This is a genomic window from Acinetobacter wanghuae (genome assembly GCF_009557235.1).
In the GTDB taxonomy this organism is placed as follows: Bacteria; Pseudomonadota; Gammaproteobacteria; order Pseudomonadales; family Moraxellaceae; genus Acinetobacter; species Acinetobacter wanghuae.
Map to the genome: position 1 here is coordinate 2,348,242 of NZ_CP045650.1, position 19,989 is coordinate 2,368,230.

Sequence of the window (19,989 nt, forward strand, 5' to 3'; positions counted from 1 at the left end):
ATAAGGTTTAATCAAAGAGCTCATCAAGTTCTGATGCGTTATCTGATTCATCCCAGAACCTTTGCATACCGTCGTCTGCACTACGCACACCCGTATGTTCAGTCCAATAACGATCCGCAATACCACCCACCATCATTGAAGCCATGCTATCAATCAGTTTAAATTGTGGGTTAATCGGCTTTTCATCGCTACGTGCATCAGCAAAAGTTTTTAAAGCATCGCGAATTTTGGCATCATCACCGCTCGCTTGCGCTGCAACCGCATATAAGGCATGAGATAAACGCACACCCTTCTGCTCACCAATTTGGGTCGATTGCTTCAAGGTCTGATAAGGATCAGGTTTACCTTCGCCAGCGCCCGGCAATAAAGTCCAGATTACCGCACGTGTAGCATTTGGAGCACCCCAGAATTTAGCATTGTCTAGGCAGCTCATACCACGCTCAACCACAGCGGCAATATCTTTAGGCACATTCACTGCACCGCCTGAGTTAATATCATTGGTCATGGCTTGTAGACCACTCAACATCCCCAGTAAATAAACGGTTTGCTCAATGTCACCATTCATGCGTGCGCATTCTTCGCCCAGTGGTTTTTTATATTTCTTTTCATAGCGAGTTTGGAATAACTGATAACCCGTATATTGACGCTGTGCTGCCAATGCCGCCCAACGTTTCTGTTCAATACGCGCATCTTGTGCTTCTGAGACTTTATTTTCTTTTGAGGCACGCATATAACGTAATTCAGCATCCAATGCTTTTTGTTCTGCACAAATGCCTGCTGCTGAATACATGAGCACTGCTACGCGGGTTGGATCTGCGCCCATGTCTTTCGTTGCCATAATGGCAGGCGTCAATGAGTTACCCGAGTTACACACCATTTCAGCATCTTCCATCGCTAAAATAGGCGGAACGATATGATTTTCTGTAAAACCCAGTGCAACATTGGCACCTGTTTTAATGACTTGTGAACATCCTGTTAGTACTGTCGTTGTTATTGCAATTGCAGCCATGCCTTGGCAAAGTTTCTGGACGCTCGACATTTTCCTGTCCTCTATAATTGTGGTTATATCCATCCCGACAAACATATCAGAAGCTTTTTGGGAATTAAAGAGCAAATGCTCTAAATTAGATGAGTCACTTTGACATTCTTTCAGAAGACTGCAATTGACCAAGGGCAAACTTTCACTAAATTTTGGGCAAAAAAAAGTAGCATTGCGACGGTTCAGCACATGCTACTTATTAACTGAGAAAGTGACTCAACACTTATTCTTCTGAAAATTTATCCTTCAACACGGTTCCAAGTCGTCCAATGACTAGGGCCATAATAATGGCTACGATTAGAAACACCCACATTGGCAAAACGATCATATTGATCTCCTTGGTATGCTGTTGGTAAATTCAATGTATAGATTTTAAACAAAATTTGAGCGGATAATTGTCTGACAATTTAAGCATTTCAGCATTTTTATTTATTTTTTATATCATTTTGTCTGACAATTCAGACAGAACAGCAGCTCAGGTGCTGCTGTAAAGTATATTTTTGAGATAAATTTTTTAGGTTAGTCAATTAAACCAATTTGGTCAGTACTTTCAAGGCTTTCCATTGGTGCATCGGCAGTTGATCGCACCAAATTAACAGTGGGCGCACTTTAGCATGTTGGAAATACACCACAACGTAAACTTGATGATCGATGACATGACTCACCATCACGCGCTGAGTATGTTGCTGCAAGGTGATTGACCATTCACGACCATCCAAATGTTCAAACTGATCAATCTGTGGGCTTTTACGATAAAACAACCGATAGACCACCAAGCCTGCCACCGCACAAACAACCCACAGTACCAATGCCAATACTTGATATAGCACAAACATCAGCAACACAAAAATCAAAAGCTGAAACGCTAAGGCAAACCAACTGCGTTTCAGCTTAAAACAACGACTATCCATGAACGTAGAATTTCAACTTTTGAATAAATGCTTTGAGTTCAGGTCGTGGTGGCTCAGAAACTTCCATAAACCAATCCAATAAATCCGGATCTTCTTGTTCAATCAGCTCTGCAAACATTTGACGTTCGAATGGTTCTGCTGACAAATAGTAATTTCTGACATAGGGATCAAAATAAACATCCAACTCTTTTAAGCCACGACGTGCGCGATAAATCACTTTACGTTCTTCTAAGCTGATGTCATCAGTCATCTCTATTTCCCTCGTTATTAAAACAGCATTAGTTTACCTGAAGCGCTCTATCATTTTCGAGTGAATTTGAGCGAATGACAGAAAGCATCACGCTTTTTTGATTTTTGAGCATACATCTCATTGCCTGTGGCCTCTTTATCTTCTAATTTTAAAACAAGGAAAATAAAAACTTGGAACAATAACAATGCAATCGACTGCCATCCGCCCTATTCTGAATATGTTACCGCGTCAGATATTCAATGAAGAACATGCGGCCTTTCGGGAAACAGTACGCAAATTTTATGAAAAAGAAGTGCTGCCTAATACGCATAAATATGAGCAACAACAGCATGTCGATCGTGAGCTCTGGCGAAAAGCCGGAGAAATGGGCTTACTCTGTGCCAATATGCCAGAAATTTATGGTGGCTCAGGAGTTGATCGCCTTTACAGTATGATTTTGATTGAAGAGCAAGCCTATGCCGGTGATTCAGCAACAGGATTTTCCTTACATTCCGATATTGTGGCCAATTACATTTTAAATTTTGGCAATGATGCACAAAAGCAATATTGGCTTCCAAAAATGGCAAGCGGTGACATCATTACCGCGATTGCAATGACTGAACCGGGCACAGGATCTGATTTACAAGCGGTACGTACGACTGCCGTTTTAGATGGTGATGACTATGTGATTAATGGTTCCAAAATTTTTATCACCAATGGCTATTTGTGCGATATGGCGATTGTGGTGTGTAAAACAGGTGACAGCGAAAAAGGTTCAGCCAATCTCTCTTTAATTATGGTGGAAGCTGATCGCATGGGATTCAGTAAAGGCAAACCGCTCAATAAAATTGGTATGAAAGGACAGGATACCTGCGAATTATTTTTCGATGATGTCCGTGTACCCAAAGAAAATTTGCTGGGTGCAGAAGGTCTCGGCTTTATGATGCTAATGAAAGAATTGGCTTGGGAACGTATGCTCGTCGCAATTATTTGCCAAGCTGGCGCAGAAGCGGCTTTTGCCCACACGGTGAAATACACCAAAGAACGTCAAGCATTTGGCAAAGCCATTGTGCAGTTCCAAAATACTCGTTTTAAACTGGCTGAATTACGCACCGAGATTGATATTTGCCGTGCTTACTTAGATCATTGTATGCAACTGGAAATCAATCATGAATTAGGCATCGATGCTGCGGCAGCGGCAAAATATAAAATCTCTGATTTATATTCTAAAGTTGTGGATGAGTGCTTACAACTACATGGCGGCTACGGTTATATGATGGAATACCCGATCGCACGCGCTTATATCGATCATCGTGCAAATCGCATTTATGCAGGCACCAACGAAATTATGAAAGAACTGATTTCACGTACGCTTTAAAAGTGAAATAAAAAAAGGAGCATCGATATGCTCCTTTTTATCATCATCTATTATGAAACGAGGCGTGGTTTCACATTGCTTGCTTCAGACTTTTTCTTAAAATGTAGTACGCCATCTTCAAACGAGGCATTTTTCAGTTCTTTACGATCTGCCAAATAGTTGTTGGTGACTTTCCACGGGGCACTCTTACCTTGTTTCGGCATAACATTCGCTGCACGCGCAATATAGCCTGAAGTTAAACTGCCCATAACGGTGTCTTCCATGAGCTCAGCAGCATTGCCTTCAGGAATCACCTCAGCATAGCCTTTTTGGTCCATATAATTCATTAAGCGGCAAATATATTCAGCCGCAATATCGACTTTCAATGTCCACGATGCGTTGATATAACCAATGATCAATGCCATGTTAGGCACATCACTGACCATAACACCCTTATAAAGCATGTGTTTTGAAGTATCTAAGGGTTTACCGTCAAGCGTCGCTTTAATGCCACCCAAGATTTGAATATTCAGACCCGTTGCGGAAACGATAATGTCAGCATCCAAATGTTGACCAGATTTTAGTTGAATACCGGTTTCAGTGAATTTTTCAATTTGATCGGTTGCAACTGAAGCACGACCTTCGCGTAAGATTTTGAATAAATCACCATCTGGCACGACACATAAACGCTGATCCCAAGGCTCATAGTTCGGAGTAAAGTGTTTCATATCCACTTTGCCCTTCAGTTGATATTGAACTGATTTAAGCAATAAAGATTTGAGTAATTTTGGCTGCTTTTGTGCAAGCGCATAAATACCACGTTGCATGCCAATATTACGGGCACGCGTTAACTTATATGCTAAATCTTCTGACATAAACTTACGCATTTTGTCGTAAACAAGGTCAATAGAAGGGACGGATGCAATATAAGTCGGTGAACGTTGCAGCATAGTCACATGCCCTGCACCGCCCTTAGATAAAGCAGGTACAAGCGTGATTGCAGTTGCGCCACTACCAATAATGACAATCTTTTTACCTTGATAATTTAAATCTTCAGGCCAATGCTGCGGATGAATAAACTGACCTTTAAATGCTTTTAGATTTGGGAACTCAGGCTGGAAACCGGCTTCATAATTATAATAACCGGTACAACCTAAAACAAAATTGGCAATCCAAGTCTGTTTTTTGCCTTGCGCATCTTCAACTTCAACCGACCATTTCTGTTTAGTCGAATCATAATTTGCGCTAACAACACGTTGTTGGAAATGAATTTTAGATTTTAAATCCAGCTCATCGACCACTTCAGCCAAATAACCCTTAATTGATGCCCCTTCTGCCAACACATTGGCTTTCTTCCACGGTTTAAAATTGAAACCGAAGGTCGACATATCAGAGTCAGAACGGATACCAGGATACTTAAATAAATCCCATGTGCCACCAATATCTTCACGACGTTCAATAATGGCAAAACTACGCTGTGGAGAATTTTTTGTAATATGTGCAGCAAGTCCAATACCTGAAATACCAGCACCTACAATCAGTACATCAATCTGCTTTTCCATGTTGTTTTTTTCCATGTTTATCTTATATGTATTTATTAAAGCACAATTCTGACAATACACAATGTCAAGTTTAAATAAAATCGTTCAAAAATTTGTCTTTTCAGGTCAATGTTTAATTCTGTCTAACAATCTATCTCTATTAAATTTAAGGCATTAAAAAAGGCCGGTTTATTCAACCGACCTTTCCGATAACAACTGAGTTGTTTTCTACACGAAATTAGTTAACTTCGCGATCTACTAGCTCAACGTAAGCCATCGGTGCAGCATCACCTGCACGGAAGCCCGCTTTAAGAACACGTAGATAACCGCCGTTACGCTCTTTGTAACGAGGGCCAAGAACGGTAAATAATTTACCAACAGTTGCCGCTGAACGAGTACGAGCAAACGCTAAACGACGGTTTGCTACAGAATCGACTTTAGCTAAAGTGATTAAAGGCTCAGCAACACGACGTAATTCTTTTGCTTTAGGAACAGTAGTTTTAATTAACTCGTGTTCGAACAAAGAATTAGCCATGTTTTGGAACATCGCTTTACGATGACTGCTTGTACGGCCTAATTTCACACCACTATTACGATGACGCATGGTGATAGTCCTACTTAATTAACGACTACGATAAGCAAAGCGATCGTCCATGCGGAGGCTAGCCGGTGGCCAGTTCTCTAAACGCATGCCCAATTGCAAGCCTTTCGATGCCAGAACATCTTTAATCTCAGTCAACGATTTTTTACCTAAGTTAGGAGTTTTAAGTAACTCAACTTCAGTACGTTGAACAAGATCGCCAATGTAGTAAATATTTTCTGCTTTCAAACAGTTAGCAGAACGAACAGTAAGCTCTAGATCATCTACTGGACGAAGCAAGATTGGATCAACTTCTTCACGAGGTTCTTGAGCAACTGGTGCTTGATCTTTTTGAAGGTCAACGAAGATCGCAATTTGTTGCTGCAAAATTGTTGCAGCTTTGCGGATCGCTTCTTCAGGATCTACAGTACCGTTTGTTTCAAGATCAATGATCAATTTATCAAGGTCAGTACGTTGTTCTACACGAGCATTTTCAACTGTGTAAGACACGCGTTTGATAGGGCTATAAGAAGCATCTAACTGTAAACGACCCACTGGGCGAGTTTCGCCTTCTGGGAAACGTGAGTCAGAAGTCTCATAACCACGGCCTTGAGAAACTTTCAGGCGCATTTTTAATGAGCCTGAAGCACTTAAAGTACCGATCAAATGTTCAGGGTTAACCACTTCAACATTATGAGGTAAACGAAGATCAGCGGCTGTTACATCGCCAGGACCTTGTTTTTCTAATGTTAAATATGCTTCGTTTTGATCGAACAGCTTAATCGACAATCCTTTTAGGTTCAGCAAGAGCTCGACGATGTCCTGCTGCAAGCCTTCCAAAGTACTGTACTCGTGCTCAACACCCTCAATTTCAACTTCTACCACAGCAGCGCCAGGTAGAGAAGAAAGAAGGATGCGACGTAAAGCATTGCCCAGAGTATGACCAAAGCCACGCTCTAAGGGTTCTAGAATAACTTTTGCCGAGGTCCCGCTTGCCGCTTCGACCTTGATCGCTTGCGGTGTTAGAAACTCATTTGCAGTACGCGTCATATTGCTACCTCAAGGATTATTTAGAATACAATTCTACAATCAAGCTTTCGTTGATTTCAGCAGGTAAATCAGAACGATCTGGTGCAGCTTTAAACGTACCTTCCAATTTAGAATGGTCAATTTCCATCCAAGAAGGAGTGCCACGTTGAGCAGCTAATTCAATTGCGTTTTTGATACGTAATTGTTGTTTAGCACCTTCGTGAACTGCAACAACGTCGCCCGCTTTAACTTGGATAGACGCGATGTTAACACGACGACCATTTAAAGTGATTGAACGGTGAGATACAAGCTGACGAGCTTCTGCACGTGTAGAACCAAAACCCATGCGATAAACAACGTTATCAAGACGGCTTTCTAGCAATTTCAACAAGTTTTCACCTGTTGCGCCTTTAACACGAGCAGCTTCTTTATAGTAGTTACTAAATTGACGCTCTAAAACACCGTACATGCGACGTACTTTTTGTTTTTCACGTAATTGTAGTGAGTACTCAGATTGTTTACCGCCACGAGCTCCACCATGTTGACCAGGAGCTTTAGCGTGTTTTTTAGTTTTGACGTCAAATGGTTTAACGCCAGATTTTAATTGCAGGTCTGTCCCTTCGCGGCGAGAGAGTTTGCATTTTGGACCAATATAACGAGCCATGAATGATTCTCCTTAGACGCGACGTTTTTTAGGTGGACGGCAACCGTTGTGCGGAATTGGAGTCACATCGGTAATGCTATTGATTTTATAACCCACTGCACCTAAAGCACGAACCGCAGATTCACGACCTGGACCAGGACCTTTTACAAGGACGTCCAAGTTTTTCAAACCGTAGTCTAAAGCAGCTTTACCAGCAACTTCAGCAGCTACCTGAGCAGCGAACGGAGTTGATTTACGTGATCCACGGAAGCCTTGTCCACCTGAAGTGGCCCAAGCCAGTGCATTACCTTGACGATCGGTAATAGTCACAATGGTGTTATTAAAAGAAGCGTGAATGTGTGCAACACCTTCAGAGACGGTACGAGTGACCTTCTTGCGTGTGCGAGTATCTTTAGCCATCTTTTAGCTTCCAGAAATCTTATTTCTTAATTGGTTTGCGCGGACCTTTACGGGTACGTGCGTTAGTTTTGGTGCGTTGACCGCGGACAGGCAAGCTGCGACGATGACGAAGACCGCGGTAGCAGCCTAAATCCATTAAACGTTTAATGTTCATGGAAATTTCGCGACGTAAATCACCTTCGGTCGGAACCTTAGCAATTTCTGCACGAATCGCATCAAGCTGAGCGTCATCTAATTCACGAATCTTAGTAGTTGGAGCAATACCAGCAGCAGCTAAAATAGCTTTTGAAGTATGGCGACCGATACCAAAGATATACGTTAGAGAGATAACAGCATGCTTGTTATCCGGAATGTTTACACCGGCAATACGAGCCATTCAATTTTCTCCAAAAAGGCAGCCGAGATAATCAACCGCCCCACAAAAATCTTGAGGGGCGGATAATAACCTAATTCGCCTACTGAAATCAACAGGTCTTGATCAGATTAACCTTGACGCTGCTTATGACGAGGTTCTGCGCTACAAATTACGCGGATAACCCCATTACGACGGATAACTTTGCAGCTACCACAAATTTTCTTTACAGAAGCTTGTACTTTCATGATGAAACCTCAAGTGCGCTTATCCCTTAGGATGAGCAGTCGTTTTTCTCATTAATGTTTGACTATCGTACTGGTGCGAGGTGAGATGTGCTTGTAGCTGAGCCATAAAGTCCATCACAACAACCACAACAATCAGTAAAGATGTCCCACCTAAGCTAAATGGAATACCAAATGAGCTTTGTAGAATCATCGGCATTAAGCAGATGATCGTGATATAAATCGCGCCGATAAAGGTCAAACGATTGAGAATATGATCTAAGTAACGAGCAGTTTGCTCACCTGGACGTATACCAGGCACATAAGCTCCGCTGCGTTTCAAGTTCTCTGACACTTCTTTGGGACTAAATACAAGTGCCGTATAGAAGTAACAGAAAAAGATAATTAACGCACCAAAGAGCACCAAATACATCGGCTGACCAGGCGATAAAACCAATGCCAAATCTTGAAGACTACGTTGGATAATTCCGGCATTCGGATCTGCACTTCCTACCCATTGACCTAAGCTCGCAGGGAACAAAAGTAATGAGCTTGCGAAAATCGCAGGAATCACACCAGCCATATTAATTTTAAGTGGCAAATGTGTTTGTTGTGCAGTAAATACGCGACGACCTTGTTGTTTCTGAGCATAGTTTACCGGAATGCGACGCTGCGCTTTCTCGATGAACACAATTGCTGCAAGCACTGCTATAGACAATAAAGCGAATACAGCCAAGCCTATAAGACTTGATTGACCGTTATCTACAGAAGAGAAAGATTGCATAACTAAGTTAGGCAATCCTGCAACAATACCCGCGAAGATGATCATGGATATACCATTCCCCACCCCACGCTCGGTAATTTGTTCACCCAACCACATCAAGAACATGGTACCTGCAACCAGTGACGTTACAGCAGGTACATAGAAAGCCAAACCAGAATTCAGAGTAATCCCCTGACTGATCAAGCCTGCACACATACCAACTGACTGCACAAGTGCAAGGAGTAATGTTCCTTGGCGCGTGTACTGATTTATCTTACGTTTGCCTTGTTCGCCTTCTTTTTTTAATGCTTCCAGCGACGGAATGACTGTTGACATTAACTGCACAATAATTGAGGCAGAAATGTATGGCATGATCCCAAGAGCAAGAATAGACATTCGCTCTAATGCACCGCCTGAGAACATGTTAAACAAACCCAGGATGGTACCTGAGTTTGCATTAAACAGATTCTCTAAAGCAGCACTATTAATGCCTGGTACTGGAATATGCGCTCCTAGTCGAAAAACCAACAACGCACCAATGAGAAACATCATGCGGCGAATAATCTCACGGTATTTCACGTGAAATGGTTGGCCTTTCATCATATTGACATGACCTACAGAACTAGGAGACATAGACACTGGAGATTACTCCTCGACTTTACCGCCAGCAGCTTCAACAGCAGCTTTAGCGCCTTTAGTCAATGCAACACCTTGGATAGTGAAAGCACGAGTAATTTCACCAGAAAGTACGATACGAGCGCGAATCATGTCTTTACGAACAACATTCGCAGCTTTTAAAGTTTCAAGTGAAACAATATCACCTTCAACTTTAGTAAGCTCAGATAAACGTACTTCAGCAGTTTTTAAAGCAAGTTGGCTAGTGAAGCCGAATTTAGGCAAACGACGATATAACGCTGTTTGACCGCCTTCAAAGCCCGGACGAGTACCACCGCTTTTACGTGAGTTTTGACCTTTGACACCACGGCCACCAGTCTTACCAACGCCAGAACCGATACCACGGCCTAGACGAAGGTTATCACGCTTAGCACCTTCTGCAGGTGCAATAGTATTTAAACGCAGAGTCATGGCTTATTCCTCTACACTAACCATATAGTAAACTTGGTTGATCATACCGCGGTTAGAAGGAGTATCAACTACTTCTACAGTGTGACCGATACGACGCAGACCTAAACCTTTAAGGCTAAGCTTGTGATTTTTCAAGCGATGCGATGAAGATTTAGTCTGGGTAACTTTAATCGTTTTCATGATTGATTACCCTTGAATTTGTGCTACAGACAAACCACGTTTCGCAGCGACTTTCTCAGGAGAAGTCATATCACGCAAACCTTTGAAAGTTGCGTTTACTACGTTAGCAGCGTTTGTAGAACCATAGCATTTTGTTAGTACGTTATGTACACCAACAGCTTCTAGAACTGCACGCATAGCGCCACCAGCAATTACACCAGTACCTTCAGAAGCAGGTTGCATGTAAACGCGGCTTGCACCGTGACGAGCATTAATAGGGTGTTGTACAGTACCGTTAACAAGCTCAACAGTAATCATGTTACGACGTGCAGCTTCAAGTGCTTTAGAAATAGCAGCTGGAACTTCACGTGCTTTACCACGACCAAAACCTACGCGACCATTACCATCACCCACAACAGTTAATGCTGTGAAAGAGAAGATACGACCACCCTTAACAACTTTGGCTACACGATCAACGGCAACCAGCTTTTCAACAAGACCTTCGTTTTGTTCAACTTTAGCCATGATTAGAACTCCAAGCCGTTTTCACGAGCAGCATCAGCCAAGGCTTTGATACGACCATGATATTTGAAACCAGAACGGTCAAATGCAACTTTAGTTACGCCAGCTGCTTTTGCACGTTCAGCAATTAAAGCACCTACTTGTTTAGCTGCTTCAACGTTACCAGTTGTACCAGCACGTAGCGTAGCGTCTAAAGTAGAAGCTTGCGCTAATACTTTGCCACCATCTGCTGAGATAACTTGAGCATAGATGTGACGCGGAGTGCGGTTTACACACAAACGAGTCGCACCCAATGCACGGATGTGCAAGCGTGTGCTTTTCGCACGACGCAAACGGGATTGTTTCTTTTCGTTCATAAGAACCTCGCGCCTTATTTCTTCTTAGCTTCTTTACGAAGAACAACTTCATCAGAATAACGAACACCTTTACCTTTATAAGGCTCTGGTGGACGGTAACCACGGATATCTGCAGCAACTTGACCTAAAGCAGACTTATCAGCTGATTTAAGGACAATTTCAGTTGCTGTAGGAGTTTCAGCAGTTACACCCTCAGGAAGGTTGTAATCGATCGGGTGAGAGAAACCAAGGTTAAGGTTAATAACATTACCTTTAACCGCAGCTTTATAACCAACACCGATAAGCTGTAACTTACGTTCGAAACCTTCGCTAACACCTTTTACAAGGTTGTTTAGCACAGCGCGAGCAGTACCAGCTTGCATCCAAGCGTCTTTCGACTCAGCTTTAGGAGCAACAACTAGTGTACCGTCTTCCTGTTTAAGCTCGACCAGCGCATGCAGGTTGAAAGACAATGTACCTTTAGTGCCTTTCACTTCGACCTGCCGGCCGTTCTGAGTAACTGTTACACCGTTAGGTACAGTTACTGGGGCTTTAGCCACACGAGACATGAGGAATCACCTATTAAGAAACAAAAGCAATAACTTCACCACCAACGCCTGCAGAACGTGCTGCACGGTCAGTCATGATGCCTTTGCTTGTAGAAACAATTGCAATACCTAAACCTTGCTTAACGCTCGGAAGTGCATCTTTACCGCGATACTGACGTAGACCTGGACGGCTTACGCGTTTCACAGTTTCGATAACTGGTTTGCCTTCGAAATATTTTAATGTAATCGTTAAAGTAGGTTTGCCTTCGTTATCAGCAACCGCTACTTCAGAGATATAACCCTCTTGTTGAAGAACGTTTGCAATAGCAACCTTCAACTTAGAGTTAGGCATAGAAACGGTTTGTTTCTTAGCCATTTGTGCGTTACGAACACGTGTTAGCATGTCGGCAACGGTATCTTGCATACTCATTTATAGTCGCTCCTTACCAGCTTGCCTTAACAACGCCCGGTACATCACCCTGCATTACTGTTTCACGTAATTTGTTACGGCTTAAGCCGAACTTACGGAAGTAACCATGAGGACGACCAGTTAAACCACAACGGTTACGAAGACGTACTGGAGATGCATTACGTGGTAATGCTTGTAACTTCAAAGTCGCGGCGAAACGCTCTTCATCGCTAGCATTTACATTTGCAATCGTTGCTTTTAATTCAGCACGTTTTGCAGCAAATTTAGCAACAGTAGCTTCGCGTTTCAATTCGCGATTAATCATACCTTTCTTAGCCATATCGACCTCTTATTTAAACGGGAAGCCGAATACACGCATAAGCGCGCGGCCTTCGTCATCGGTGCGAGCAGTCGTAGTAATGGTAATATCCATACCACGAATACGATCAATCTTATCAAAATCGATCTCTGGGAACATGATTTGTTCTTTAAGACCCATTGAATAGTTACCGCGACCATCAAACGATTTAGCCGAGAAACCGCGGAAGTCACGGATACGAGGAATCGCAATCGAGATCAAACGGTCTAAGAATTCGTACATACGTTCGCCGCGTAAAGTAACTTTACAACCAATCGGCCAACCATCACGGATTTTGAAACCAGCGATTGATTTGCGAGCTAACGTAAGAACTGGTTTTTGACCAGCGATAGCTTGCATATCAGCTAGAGCACCATCAAGGAGTTTTTTGTCAGCAGAAGCTGCACCAACACCCATGTTGATAGTGATTTTAGTAATGCGAGGAATATCCATCACATTCTTAACGCCCAATACTTCTTGTAATTGAGCTTTAAGTTCGTCGTTGTAACGTGCTTTAAGTCTGGCCATAGCCTATTTCAACCTATTACTTCGCTACCGCCACTGATTCACCAGTTGATTTGAACACGCGAGTTTTCACGCCTTCTACAACTTGGTAACCAACACGGTCAGCCTTTTGGGTTGCAGCATTAAAAATTGCCACGTTAGAAATATGAAGCGCAGCTTCTTGAGTTACGATGGCACCTTCAGTACCAGTAGCTCGGTTAGGCTTTTGATGCTTCTTCACCAAGTTAAGGCCTTCAACCTTTACTTGGTCATTAGAAACAGACAATACAGTACCCTGTTTGCCTTTTTCTTTACCTGCGATCACAATTACTTGATCGCCTTTTTTAATCTTAGCCATGATCGCCTCTTATAGAACTTCTGGAGCCAATGAAATAATTTTCATGAACTGTTCAGTACGAAGTTCACGAGTCACTGGTCCAAAAATACGAGTTGCAATCGGTGCTTTGTTGGTGTTCAAAATCACAGCAGCGTTATCGTCGAAACGAATAACCGAACCATCTGGACGACGGATACCGAATTTTGTACGTACAACAACAGCATTCATTACGTCGCCTTTTTTAACACGAGCGCGCGGAATTGCTTCTTTTACAGTAACTTTAATAATGTCGCCAACTGAAGCATAACGACGATGCGAGCCACCTAGTACTTTAATACATTGTACGCGGCGTGCACCACTGTTGTCTGCTACGTCGAGCATACTTTCGGTCTGAATCATTGCCCTACTCCAAAACCGAGCAACACCGGTCGAAATTTCGAAAGGCTCAAAGAGTACTCGAAATCAACCGATGATGCAACAAGAACGTTAATTACTCAGCAGCTGCTTCAACAACTTCAACTAGAGTCCAAGACTTAGTTTTAGAAATTGGGCGGCTTTCTTTGATAGTCACAACATCACCAGTTTTAGCTGTGTTGTTCTCATCATGAGCGTGTAATTTTGTTGAACGGCGGATTAATTTGCCATACAACGGGTGTTGAACGCGGCGTTCGATAAGCACAACAATAGATTTCTCCATTTTGTCGCTTACTACTTTGCCTGTTAACGTGCGAACTGTTTGCTCACTCATTGTGCGTTCTCCTGTTTTTCGGTAAGGAGGGTCTTGATACGAGCAATTGTCTTACGAGTAAGCGCAACTTCGTGCGATTTACCCAATTGACCAGTTGCTTTCGCCATACGAAGACGGAATTGGTTCAACTGTTGCTCATCAAGCAAAGCTGTCAACTCTTCTACCGACTTTTCACGTAGATCTTTAGTTTTCATTACATTACCGTCCGAGTCACGATAGCGGTTTTAAACGGAAGTTTAGCAGCAGCAAGAACAAATGCCTCACGTGCCAATTCTTCGCTAACACCATCAATTTCGTACAAGACTTTACCTGGTTTGATTTGACAAACCCAATATTCTACAGAACCTTTACCTTTACCCATACGCACTTCAAGTGGTTTAGAAGTAATAGGTTTGTCCGGGAATACACGGATAAAGATTTTACCACCACGTTTAATACGACGGCTAATTGTACGACGCGCTGCTTCAATTTGACGCGCAGTCATTTGACCACGTTCAAGCGATTTAAGTGCAATAGTACCAAAAGATACTGTGCTACCACGATGCGCTAGACCAGTGTTACGGCCTTTTTGCACCTTACGGAATTTAGTACGTTTAGGTTGCAACATGGATTATTCTCCTTTTTCAGCAGAACGATCATTGCGACGACCACGACGCTCTTGACCTTCACCACGACCGCGACCACGTTTAGCTGGACGTTCTTCAGCAGGAGCAGGGTTCATGACTTGTTTCATGCCACCTAAGATCTCGCCACGGAATACCCAAACTTTAACGCCGATCGTACCGTAAGTAGTTTCTGCACGTACAGAAGCATAGTCGATGTCAGCACGAAGTGTATGTAGAGGCACACGACCTTCACGATACCACTCAGTACGAGCAATCTCAGCACCGCCTAGACGACCTGAAACTTCAACTTTGATACCTTTCGCACCAGAACGCATAGAGTTTTGAACCGCACGCTTCATAGCACGACGGAACATTACACGTTTTTCTAATTGAGAAGCGATTGCTTCAGCAACTAAACGAGCGTCTAAGTCTGGACGATCAATTTCATTGATGCTTACTTGCGCAGGAACACCCATGATAGATGTTAATTCGCGTTGTAATTTCTCAATATCTTCGCCTTTTTTACCGATAACGATACCAGGACGAGCAGTGCTAATAGTTACTTTAGCAGCACCTGTAGGACGTTCGATAAGAATATTGCTCACCATCGCATTCTTAAGTTTTTTAGTTAAAAACTCACGAACTTGAAGATCTTTAAGCAAATATTCAGCATATTGTTTCGGACTCGCGTACCAGTTAGCGTTATGACGTTTCACAACACCTAGGCGGATACCGATTGGATGAACCTTCTGACCCATATCAAACCCCTACCTTAACGGTAATGTGACAAGTACGCTTAGTGATACGATCTGCACGGCCTTTAGCACGTGGCAAAATACGTTTAAGGCTAGTGCCTTCGTCAACGTAGATCGTAGCAACTTTAAGGTCGTCTACATCTAAACTGTTATTGTGTTCAGCGTTTGCAATCGCAGATTCCAACGCTTTCTTAACTAAAACTGCAGCTTTTTTGTTGCTGAAGTTCAAGATATTTAGAGCGTGAGCAATAGATTTGCCGCGGATCAAGTCTGCAACCAAACGAGCTTTCTGTGCCGAGATAGCGGCACCGCGTAATTTAGCAGTAACTTCCATCATAGCACCTTAACGTTTAGATTTCTTGTCAACACCGTGACCACGATAGGTACGAGTTGGCGCGAATTCACCGAGTTTATGACCAACCATATGTTCAGATACAATCACTGGAACATGGTTACGGCCATTGTGGACAGAAATTGTTAAACCAACAAAATCCGGGAGGATCATCGAACGACGCGACCAAGTTTTGATCGGCTTACGGTTATTAGCCGCGATAGCCGCTTCAACCTTAGCGAACAAGTGCGCATCGACGAATGGGCCTTTTTTCAGAGAACGAGGCATTGTCAGATTCCTTTACTTGTTACTTAACGCGACGGTCGCGAATAATCATCTTAGTCGTACGCTTGTTGGTACGTGTTTTGTACCCTTTAGCTTTTTGACCCCATGGGCTTACAGGTTGAATACCTTTATTACGCCCTTCACCACCACCGTGTGGGTGATCAACTGGGTTCATCGCCATACCACGAACGGTAGGACGAACGCCACGCCAGCGAGCTGCACCAGCTTTACCGAGTGAGCGAAGGTTGCTTTCTTGGTTAGAAACTTCACCAAGAACTGCACGACATTCAACGTGAATTTTACGCATTTCGCCAGAACGTAGACGAACAATTGCGTAAGAACCGTCACGACCCAACAACTGAACAGAAGTACCAGCTGAACGAGCAATTTGCGCGCCTTTACCAATTTTAAGTTCGATGTTGTGAAGAGTAGAACCGATAGGCATGTTGCGAAGTGGCAAGCAGTTACCTGGACGAATTGGAGCATCGTTACCAGACTGTACTTGATCACCAGCGCGAAGGCCTTTAGGAGCGATGATATAACGACGTTCACCGTCAGCATACAATACAAGTGCAATGTGTGCAGTACGGTTAGGATCGTATTCGATACGCTCTACAGTAGCAGGAATACCATCTTTGTTACGTTTGAAGTCAACTAGACGGTAGTGCTGTTTATGACCGCCACCAACGTGACGAGTCGTAATGTGACCGTTGTTATTACGGCCGCCAGTACGTTTTTTAGCTTCAACTAGTGGAGCATAAGGCGCGCCTTTGTGAAGGTGATCATGAACCACTTTCTCTACAAAGCGACGTCCTGGAGACGTTGGCTTACATTTTTGAATAGGCATAATATTCGTCCTTATTCCGCTGTGCTTTCAGCGGTATCGCCCAAGTCAGCCATTTCAACATCTTGGCCAGCTTTCAGGGTGACGTATGCTTTTTTAACATCAGAACGACGTCCTAATGTTTTACCAAAGCGTTTAGTCTTACCTTTAGTGATCGTTGTGTTAACTTTAACAACTTGAACACCAAAGAGTTGTTCAACTGCTTTTTTGATTTCAAGTTTAGTTGCGTTTACAGCAACTTTAAAAACTTGAACACCAGCAGTTTCACCTAAAACTTGTGCTTTTTCTGAGAAAACAGGTCCTTGAAGGACTTGATATAAACGTTCGTTGTTCATCCGAGTTCTACCTCAATTTTCTTAGCAGCAGCTACAGACATAACAACTTTGTCGAACGCAATCAAGCTAACAGGATCAATCGCAGTCGCATCAACCACATCAACGTGTGGAATGTTACGAGCAGCAAGATACAAGTTCTCATCAACAGCATCAGTAACGATTAATGCGCGAGTCGCATTCAAGTCGTTAAGTTTTGCAAGCAATTCTTTAGTTTTTGGAGCTTCAACAGCAAACTCTTCAACTAAAACTAAGCGATCTTGACGAACAAGTTCAGCTAGGATGCATTGCATAGCACCGCGATACATTTTACGGTTTACTTTTTGAGACCAGTCTTGTGGACGAGCAGCAAAAGTTTTACCACCGCCAACCCAGATTGGGCTACGAATAGAACCAGCACGCGCACGGCCAGTACCTTTTTGACGGAAAGGTTTTTTACCACCGCCAGATACATCACCACGAGATTTCTGAGCTTTCGAACCTTGACGACCACCAGCTAAATAAGCTGTAACAACTTGGTGTACAAGTGCTTCGTTAAATTCACGACCGAAAGCAACTTCAGATAATTCAACAGCAGAGCCGGAAACAGTATTTAAATTCACGTTATTTCCCCTCAGGCCTTAATAGTAGGACGAACGATAACGTCGCCACCAGTAGAACCAGGAATCGCACCTTTAACAACGAGAACTGAACGTTCAGTGTCGATCGATACAATTTCAAGACCTTGTACTGTTACGCGATCCGCACCTAAGTGACCAGGCATTTTTTTGCCTTTGAATACGCGACCAGGAGTCTGGTTTTGACCTGTAGAACCTACAGCACGGTGAGAAAGTGAGTTACCGTGAGTTGCGTCTTGCGTACGGAAGTTCCAACGCTTAACACCACCTTGGAAACCTTTACCTTTAGAAGTACCAGTTACGTCAACAATTTGACCTACTTGGAACAATTCAACGGTAAGAGAAGTACCAACTTCACGACCTTCAAGATCAGCTTCTGTAGCACGGAATTCTTGAACTAGACGACCAGCAGCAACACCCGCTTTCGCGAAGTGACCTTTCTGAGCGTTAGTTACGCGAGATTCGCGACGTTCACCAGTAGTGATTTGAATCGCTTGATAACCATCAGTTTCAAGCGTTTTGATTTGAGTGATGCGGTTAGGATCAACCTCAATCACTGTAACAGGTACAGAAACACCAGCATCTGTAAAGATACGTGTCATACCGCACTTGCGACCGACTAAACCAATAGCCATGTGCATAAACCTCTAAAAAAGCGGCCTAATTAACTTAAAACGTTAATTAACCCGAAAGCCTTAACCCAATGCGATCTGAACATCAACACCAGCTGCAAGATCCAACTTCATCAATGCATCAACAGTTTTATCTGTAGGTTGAACGATGTCGATCAAACGTTTGTAAGTGCGGATCTCGTATTGGTCACGCGCATCTTTGTTAACGTGTGGTGATGTTAAAACGTTAAAACGTTCAATGCGTGTAGGCATTGGAATTGGACCACAAACTTGTGCGCCAGTACGTTTTGCTGTTTCTACGATTTCTTGAGCTGATTGATCAATTAAACGATGATCAAAAGACTTAAGACGGATACGAATTCTCTGGTTAGACATACCAGTAAACTCCAAGCCAAAAATATAAAGAATCACCCTTGACGCATCTCATCCCACTAAAAAAGGATAAGTGTCAAGAGCAGTGAATTATCACTAAGGTCATGATCGATGCCACGACTGTCACGATGTTAACTACTTTCTTCGCAGTTAACCCCCTCAATCGAGGGTCGCCCATTATAGCCATTGTTTATTGCATAAGCAAATTGATTTTACGCTTTTCCTCTACATTTCAAATTGTTCAACAAATCAAGAGTTTGATTTTTCAGCAGTTGTAAGTTTTTTCAACCACATAACGAATTGCGTTATCAAGTAAATGATTTCCTTCAGAAAAATATTCTCTTGGCGATTTTTTAAGTTCATGTGCAGCTTGCACATATTTTCCTGAAAATATTGACAGCTCTTCCTCGTCATCTAAAAACAACTTTAAACTTTCTTCATGAATTTCAGGATGAAACTGGAAGCCCAACACATTTTTGCCCAATTGATACATTTGGTTACGACAAGCGTCATTCTCTGCCAAATGTACTGCGCCTTTTGGTAATTCAAAGGTTTCACTGTGCCATTGCATTACACGAATCTCATTTGGCAAATCAAAACAATCTTTGGGTGTATTTGCAATTTTACGCACAGTCGCCCAACCCAACTCTTGCTCTGGATTACGACTTACGCCTGCCCCTAAAGCATTGGCAATCAGCTGCCCACCTAGGCATAGACCAATTGCAGGCTTGCCTTGGGATAAATAACGGCGCAACCAACGCTTCTCAATTTTAAGCCAAGGGTAGTTTGCTTCATCATTTACACTCATTTTACCCCCCATAATAATAAGCAAATCAACTTCATCTACAGAAGGTAATGCTTCAATATCAAGTGGACGATCGAGCGGTAATGCAAAAAATTCGGTTGCTGTGATTTGAGCCTGATGCTGTTTCAAGTATTTGTAACAACTGCCATAACCTTCACCAGCAATATGCTGAAAATAATGAACTCTTAAATGCGACTTCATGCGCGAAAAACCTATTGTTATCTCTATATGCTTAGGTTTTGCAAAAATGAAGCCAACTTTTTATTTATATAAGGATTTTAAACAATTCAATACGTATCTAGCAGGAATGGCTTGAT

At 42.8% G+C, this 19,989-nt stretch carries 34 protein-coding genes and 1 pseudogene; 1 reads left to right on the top strand and 34 read right to left on the bottom strand.

Annotation, left to right across the window (positions count from 1 at the left end):
* Nucleotides 1-7: 7 nt before the first annotated feature.
* From GFH30_RS11155 to GFH30_RS11170, 4 genes are all read right to left on the bottom strand, one after another.
* The gene (locus GFH30_RS11155) at nt 8-1,039 is read right to left on the bottom strand and encodes a hypothetical protein (protein WP_153372636.1); all 1,032 of its coding nucleotides are present in this window, start codon (nt 1,037-1,039) and stop codon (nt 8-10) included.
* Nucleotides 1,040-1,278: 239 nt separating this feature from the next.
* Nucleotides 1,279-1,419 carry a hypothetical protein gene (locus GFH30_RS11160; protein WP_153372638.1) on the bottom strand — a complete coding sequence of 47 codons (141 nt, stop codon included), beginning with the start codon at nt 1,417-1,419 and terminating at the stop codon, nt 1,279-1,281.
* Nucleotides 1,420-1,566: 147 nt separating this feature from the next.
* Nucleotides 1,567-1,950 (bottom strand): hypothetical protein, encoded by a 384-nt coding sequence (locus GFH30_RS11165; RefSeq protein WP_153372640.1) that lies wholly within the window; start codon nt 1,948-1,950, stop codon nt 1,567-1,569.
* On the bottom strand, nt 1,943-2,200 hold the full coding sequence (locus tag GFH30_RS11170) for an FAD assembly factor SdhE (RefSeq protein WP_153372642.1): 258 nt from the start codon (nt 2,198-2,200) through the stop codon (nt 1,943-1,945). The genes GFH30_RS11165 and GFH30_RS11170 overlap by 8 nt, the downstream gene beginning before the upstream one ends.
* A gap of 184 nt (nt 2,201-2,384) precedes the next feature.
* Here GFH30_RS11170 and GFH30_RS11175 point away from each other — a divergent pair, with 184 nt between their 5' ends.
* Nucleotides 2,385-3,557: an acyl-CoA dehydrogenase family protein gene (locus GFH30_RS11175; protein WP_153372644.1), complete on the top strand. Its 1,173-nt coding sequence runs from the start codon at nt 2,385-2,387 to the stop codon at nt 3,555-3,557.
* A 50-nt stretch (nt 3,558-3,607) separates the two neighbouring features.
* Here GFH30_RS11175 and GFH30_RS11180 read toward each other — a convergent pair whose 3' ends face one another.
* From GFH30_RS11180 to GFH30_RS11325, 30 genes and pseudogenes are all read right to left on the bottom strand, one after another.
* Entirely contained in the window at nt 3,608-5,098 is a 1,491-nt protein-coding gene (locus GFH30_RS11180) for a flavin-containing monooxygenase (protein ID WP_153372646.1), read from the bottom strand.
* Between the two features lie 217 nt (nt 5,099-5,315).
* Nucleotides 5,316-5,681, bottom strand: a complete 366-nt coding sequence (gene rplQ / locus GFH30_RS11185; protein ID WP_005012953.1) for a 50S ribosomal protein L17 — start codon at nt 5,679-5,681, stop codon at nt 5,316-5,318.
* 18 nt (nt 5,682-5,699) lie between these two features.
* Nucleotides 5,700-6,707, bottom strand: a complete 1,008-nt coding sequence (locus GFH30_RS11190) for a DNA-directed RNA polymerase subunit alpha (protein ID WP_004650465.1) — start codon at nt 6,705-6,707, stop codon at nt 5,700-5,702.
* Between the two features lie 16 nt (nt 6,708-6,723).
* Nucleotides 6,724-7,350, bottom strand: coding sequence for a 30S ribosomal protein S4 (rpsD, locus tag GFH30_RS11195; protein WP_153372648.1), 627 nt, complete (start codon nt 7,348-7,350; stop codon nt 6,724-6,726).
* A gap of 12 nt (nt 7,351-7,362) precedes the next feature.
* Entirely contained in the window at nt 7,363-7,749 is a 387-nt protein-coding gene (rpsK, locus tag GFH30_RS11200; protein ID WP_001040166.1) for a 30S ribosomal protein S11, read from the bottom strand.
* 19 nt (nt 7,750-7,768) lie between these two features.
* On the bottom strand, nt 7,769-8,125 hold the full coding sequence (rpsM, locus tag GFH30_RS11205; protein WP_153372650.1) for a 30S ribosomal protein S13: 357 nt from the start codon (nt 8,123-8,125) through the stop codon (nt 7,769-7,771).
* A gap of 107 nt (nt 8,126-8,232) precedes the next feature.
* Complete coding sequence (gene rpmJ, locus GFH30_RS11210; protein ID WP_000867907.1) at nt 8,233-8,349, bottom strand: 50S ribosomal protein L36; 117 nt, start codon at nt 8,347-8,349, stop codon at nt 8,233-8,235.
* Nucleotides 8,350-8,368: 19 nt separating this feature from the next.
* A complete protein-coding gene (secY, locus tag GFH30_RS11215; protein ID WP_171501034.1) occupies nt 8,369-9,688 on the bottom strand; it encodes a preprotein translocase subunit SecY in 1,320 nt (439 codons plus the stop codon).
* 45 nt (nt 9,689-9,733) lie between these two features.
* Complete coding sequence (rplO, locus tag GFH30_RS11220; protein WP_067762900.1) at nt 9,734-10,174, bottom strand: 50S ribosomal protein L15; 441 nt, start codon at nt 10,172-10,174, stop codon at nt 9,734-9,736.
* A gap of 3 nt (nt 10,175-10,177) precedes the next feature.
* Complete coding sequence (gene rpmD, locus GFH30_RS11225; RefSeq protein WP_068973579.1) at nt 10,178-10,354, bottom strand: 50S ribosomal protein L30; 177 nt, start codon at nt 10,352-10,354, stop codon at nt 10,178-10,180.
* 6 nt (nt 10,355-10,360) lie between these two features.
* Nucleotides 10,361-10,858 (bottom strand): 30S ribosomal protein S5, encoded by a 498-nt coding sequence (gene rpsE, locus GFH30_RS11230; RefSeq protein ID WP_153372652.1) that lies wholly within the window; start codon nt 10,856-10,858, stop codon nt 10,361-10,363.
* A gap of 2 nt (nt 10,859-10,860) precedes the next feature.
* Entirely contained in the window at nt 10,861-11,211 is a 351-nt protein-coding gene (gene rplR / locus GFH30_RS11235) for a 50S ribosomal protein L18 (RefSeq protein WP_106984042.1), read from the bottom strand.
* 14 nt (nt 11,212-11,225) lie between these two features.
* A complete protein-coding gene (gene rplF / locus GFH30_RS11240; protein WP_153372655.1) occupies nt 11,226-11,759 on the bottom strand; it encodes a 50S ribosomal protein L6 in 534 nt (177 codons plus the stop codon).
* 13 nt (nt 11,760-11,772) lie between these two features.
* Nucleotides 11,773-12,168 (bottom strand): 30S ribosomal protein S8, encoded by a 396-nt coding sequence (gene rpsH, locus GFH30_RS11245; RefSeq protein ID WP_153372657.1) that lies wholly within the window; start codon nt 12,166-12,168, stop codon nt 11,773-11,775.
* Nucleotides 12,169-12,181: 13 nt separating this feature from the next.
* Entirely contained in the window at nt 12,182-12,487 is a 306-nt protein-coding gene (rpsN, locus tag GFH30_RS11250; protein WP_153372659.1) for a 30S ribosomal protein S14, read from the bottom strand.
* A gap of 9 nt (nt 12,488-12,496) precedes the next feature.
* Nucleotides 12,497-13,033, bottom strand: a complete 537-nt coding sequence (gene rplE, locus GFH30_RS11255; RefSeq protein WP_153372661.1) for a 50S ribosomal protein L5 — start codon at nt 13,031-13,033, stop codon at nt 12,497-12,499.
* A gap of 16 nt (nt 13,034-13,049) precedes the next feature.
* Complete coding sequence (rplX, locus tag GFH30_RS11260) at nt 13,050-13,367, bottom strand: 50S ribosomal protein L24 (RefSeq protein WP_153372662.1); 318 nt, start codon at nt 13,365-13,367, stop codon at nt 13,050-13,052.
* Nucleotides 13,368-13,376: 9 nt separating this feature from the next.
* Entirely contained in the window at nt 13,377-13,745 is a 369-nt protein-coding gene (rplN, locus tag GFH30_RS11265; RefSeq protein ID WP_153372664.1) for a 50S ribosomal protein L14, read from the bottom strand.
* A gap of 91 nt (nt 13,746-13,836) precedes the next feature.
* The gene (gene rpsQ, locus GFH30_RS11270) at nt 13,837-14,094 is read right to left on the bottom strand and encodes a 30S ribosomal protein S17 (RefSeq protein ID WP_153372666.1); all 258 of its coding nucleotides are present in this window, start codon (nt 14,092-14,094) and stop codon (nt 13,837-13,839) included.
* The gene (rpmC, locus tag GFH30_RS11275) at nt 14,091-14,288 is read right to left on the bottom strand and encodes a 50S ribosomal protein L29 (RefSeq protein ID WP_153372668.1); all 198 of its coding nucleotides are present in this window, start codon (nt 14,286-14,288) and stop codon (nt 14,091-14,093) included. Before rpmC ends, rpsQ begins: the two co-directional genes overlap by 4 nt.
* Nucleotides 14,288-14,701, bottom strand: a complete 414-nt coding sequence (gene rplP / locus GFH30_RS11280; RefSeq protein ID WP_153372670.1) for a 50S ribosomal protein L16 — start codon at nt 14,699-14,701, stop codon at nt 14,288-14,290. The genes rpmC and rplP overlap by 1 nt, the downstream gene beginning before the upstream one ends.
* A pseudogene (gene rpsC / locus GFH30_RS11285) lies at nt 14,641-15,457 on the bottom strand (30S ribosomal protein S3). Before rpsC ends, rplP begins: the two are co-directional and overlap by 61 nt.
* Before the next feature lies 1 nt (nt 15,458).
* The gene (gene rplV, locus GFH30_RS11290) at nt 15,459-15,788 is read right to left on the bottom strand and encodes a 50S ribosomal protein L22 (RefSeq protein ID WP_131291426.1); all 330 of its coding nucleotides are present in this window, start codon (nt 15,786-15,788) and stop codon (nt 15,459-15,461) included.
* 9 nt (nt 15,789-15,797) lie between these two features.
* The gene (rpsS, locus tag GFH30_RS11295; RefSeq protein WP_004281508.1) at nt 15,798-16,073 is read right to left on the bottom strand and encodes a 30S ribosomal protein S19; all 276 of its coding nucleotides are present in this window, start codon (nt 16,071-16,073) and stop codon (nt 15,798-15,800) included.
* A gap of 19 nt (nt 16,074-16,092) precedes the next feature.
* Nucleotides 16,093-16,917 carry a 50S ribosomal protein L2 gene (gene rplB / locus GFH30_RS11300; RefSeq protein WP_153372674.1) on the bottom strand — a complete coding sequence of 275 codons (825 nt, stop codon included), beginning with the start codon at nt 16,915-16,917 and terminating at the stop codon, nt 16,093-16,095.
* An 11-nt stretch (nt 16,918-16,928) separates the two neighbouring features.
* Nucleotides 16,929-17,249, bottom strand: a complete 321-nt coding sequence (rplW, locus tag GFH30_RS11305; RefSeq protein WP_153372676.1) for a 50S ribosomal protein L23 — start codon at nt 17,247-17,249, stop codon at nt 16,929-16,931.
* Nucleotides 17,246-17,848: a 50S ribosomal protein L4 gene (gene rplD, locus GFH30_RS11310; RefSeq protein WP_153372678.1), complete on the bottom strand. Its 603-nt coding sequence runs from the start codon at nt 17,846-17,848 to the stop codon at nt 17,246-17,248. Before rplD ends, rplW begins: the two co-directional genes overlap by 4 nt.
* Nucleotides 17,849-17,859: 11 nt before the next feature.
* Nucleotides 17,860-18,498: a 50S ribosomal protein L3 gene (rplC, locus tag GFH30_RS11315; RefSeq protein WP_153372680.1), complete on the bottom strand. Its 639-nt coding sequence runs from the start codon at nt 18,496-18,498 to the stop codon at nt 17,860-17,862.
* 60 nt (nt 18,499-18,558) lie between these two features.
* Nucleotides 18,559-18,870, bottom strand: a complete 312-nt coding sequence (rpsJ, locus tag GFH30_RS11320) for a 30S ribosomal protein S10 (protein ID WP_000070912.1) — start codon at nt 18,868-18,870, stop codon at nt 18,559-18,561.
* A 262-nt stretch (nt 18,871-19,132) separates the two neighbouring features.
* Nucleotides 19,133-19,873 carry a type 1 glutamine amidotransferase gene (locus GFH30_RS11325; protein ID WP_153372682.1) on the bottom strand — a complete coding sequence of 247 codons (741 nt, stop codon included), beginning with the start codon at nt 19,871-19,873 and terminating at the stop codon, nt 19,133-19,135.
* Nucleotides 19,874-19,989: the final 116 nt, after the last annotated feature.

Bases quoted from the DNA above. Each gene is read 5' to 3' on its own strand.
- rplP (WP_153372670.1), bottom strand. From the start codon at position 14,701: ATGTTGCAACCTAAACGTACTAAATTCCGTAAGGTGCAAAAAGGCCGT.
- GFH30_RS11165 (WP_153372640.1), bottom strand. From the start codon at position 1,950: ATGGATAGTCGTTGTTTTAAGCTGAAACGCAGTTGGTTTGCCTTAGCG.
- rpsD (WP_153372648.1), bottom strand. From the start codon at position 7,350: ATGGCTCGTTATATTGGTCCAAAATGCAAACTCTCTCGCCGCGAAGGG.
- rpsN (WP_153372659.1), bottom strand. From the start codon at position 12,487: ATGGCTAAGAAAGGTATGATTAATCGCGAATTGAAACGCGAAGCTACT.
- rplQ (WP_005012953.1), bottom strand. From the start codon at position 5,681: ATGCGTCATCGTAATAGTGGTGTGAAATTAGGCCGTACAAGCAGTCAT.
- secY (WP_171501034.1), bottom strand. From the start codon at position 9,688: ATGAAAGGCCAACCATTTCACGTGAAATACCGTGAGATTATTCGCCGC.
- GFH30_RS11180 (WP_153372646.1), bottom strand. From the start codon at position 5,098: ATGGAAAAGCAGATTGATGTACTGATTGTAGGTGCTGGTATTTCAGGT.
- rpsS (WP_004281508.1), bottom strand. From the start codon at position 16,073: ATGCCTCGTTCTCTGAAAAAAGGCCCATTCGTCGATGCGCACTTGTTC.
- rpsM (WP_153372650.1), bottom strand. From the start codon at position 8,125: ATGGCTCGTATTGCCGGTGTAAACATTCCGGATAACAAGCATGCTGTT.
- GFH30_RS11325 (WP_153372682.1), bottom strand. From the start codon at position 19,873: ATGAAGTCGCATTTAAGAGTTCATTATTTTCAGCATATTGCTGGTGAA.
- rplF (WP_153372655.1), bottom strand. From the start codon at position 11,759: ATGTCTCGTGTGGCTAAAGCCCCAGTAACTGTACCTAACGGTGTAACA.
- rpsK (WP_001040166.1), bottom strand. From the start codon at position 7,749: ATGGCTAAAGATACTCGCACACGCAAGAAGGTCACTCGTACCGTCTCT.
- rplW (WP_153372676.1), bottom strand. From the start codon at position 17,249: ATGAACAACGAACGTTTATATCAAGTCCTTCAAGGACCTGTTTTCTCA.
- rplC (WP_153372680.1), bottom strand. From the start codon at position 18,498: ATGGCTATTGGTTTAGTCGGTCGCAAGTGCGGTATGACACGTATCTTT.
- rpmJ (WP_000867907.1), bottom strand. From the start codon at position 8,349: ATGAAAGTACAAGCTTCTGTAAAGAAAATTTGTGGTAGCTGCAAAGTT.
- rplR (WP_106984042.1), bottom strand. From the start codon at position 11,211: ATGAACGAAAAGAAACAATCCCGTTTGCGTCGTGCGAAAAGCACACGC.
- GFH30_RS11175 (WP_153372644.1), top strand. From the start codon at position 2,385: ATGCAATCGACTGCCATCCGCCCTATTCTGAATATGTTACCGCGTCAG.
- rplX (WP_153372662.1), bottom strand. From the start codon at position 13,367: ATGGCTAAGATTAAAAAAGGCGATCAAGTAATTGTGATCGCAGGTAAA.
- rplO (WP_067762900.1), bottom strand. From the start codon at position 10,174: ATGACTCTGCGTTTAAATACTATTGCACCTGCAGAAGGTGCTAAGCGT.
- rpsQ (WP_153372666.1), bottom strand. From the start codon at position 14,094: ATGAGTGAGCAAACAGTTCGCACGTTAACAGGCAAAGTAGTAAGCGAC.
- rpsJ (WP_000070912.1), bottom strand. From the start codon at position 18,870: ATGTCTAACCAGAGAATTCGTATCCGTCTTAAGTCTTTTGATCATCGT.
- rplN (WP_153372664.1), bottom strand. From the start codon at position 13,745: ATGATTCAGACCGAAAGTATGCTCGACGTAGCAGACAACAGTGGTGCA.
- rplB (WP_153372674.1), bottom strand. From the start codon at position 16,917: ATGCCTATTCAAAAATGTAAGCCAACGTCTCCAGGACGTCGCTTTGTA.
- GFH30_RS11190 (WP_004650465.1), bottom strand. From the start codon at position 6,707: ATGACGCGTACTGCAAATGAGTTTCTAACACCGCAAGCGATCAAGGTC.
- rpsH (WP_153372657.1), bottom strand. From the start codon at position 12,168: ATGAGTATGCAAGATACCGTTGCCGACATGCTAACACGTGTTCGTAAC.
- rpsE (WP_153372652.1), bottom strand. From the start codon at position 10,858: ATGGCTAAAGTTGAACAAAACGAAGGTCTTGTTGAAAAGCTGGTTGCC.
- rpmD (WP_068973579.1), bottom strand. From the start codon at position 10,354: ATGAAAACGATTAAAGTTACCCAGACTAAATCTTCATCGCATCGCTTG.
- rpmC (WP_153372668.1), bottom strand. From the start codon at position 14,288: ATGAAAACTAAAGATCTACGTGAAAAGTCGGTAGAAGAGTTGACAGCT.
- GFH30_RS11170 (WP_153372642.1), bottom strand. From the start codon at position 2,200: ATGACTGATGACATCAGCTTAGAAGAACGTAAAGTGATTTATCGCGCA.
- rplV (WP_131291426.1), bottom strand. From the start codon at position 15,788: ATGGAAGTTACTGCTAAATTACGCGGTGCCGCTATCTCGGCACAGAAA.
- GFH30_RS11155 (WP_153372636.1), bottom strand. From the start codon at position 1,039: ATGTCGAGCGTCCAGAAACTTTGCCAAGGCATGGCTGCAATTGCAATA.
- rplE (WP_153372661.1), bottom strand. From the start codon at position 13,033: ATGGCCAGACTTAAAGCACGTTACAACGACGAACTTAAAGCTCAATTA.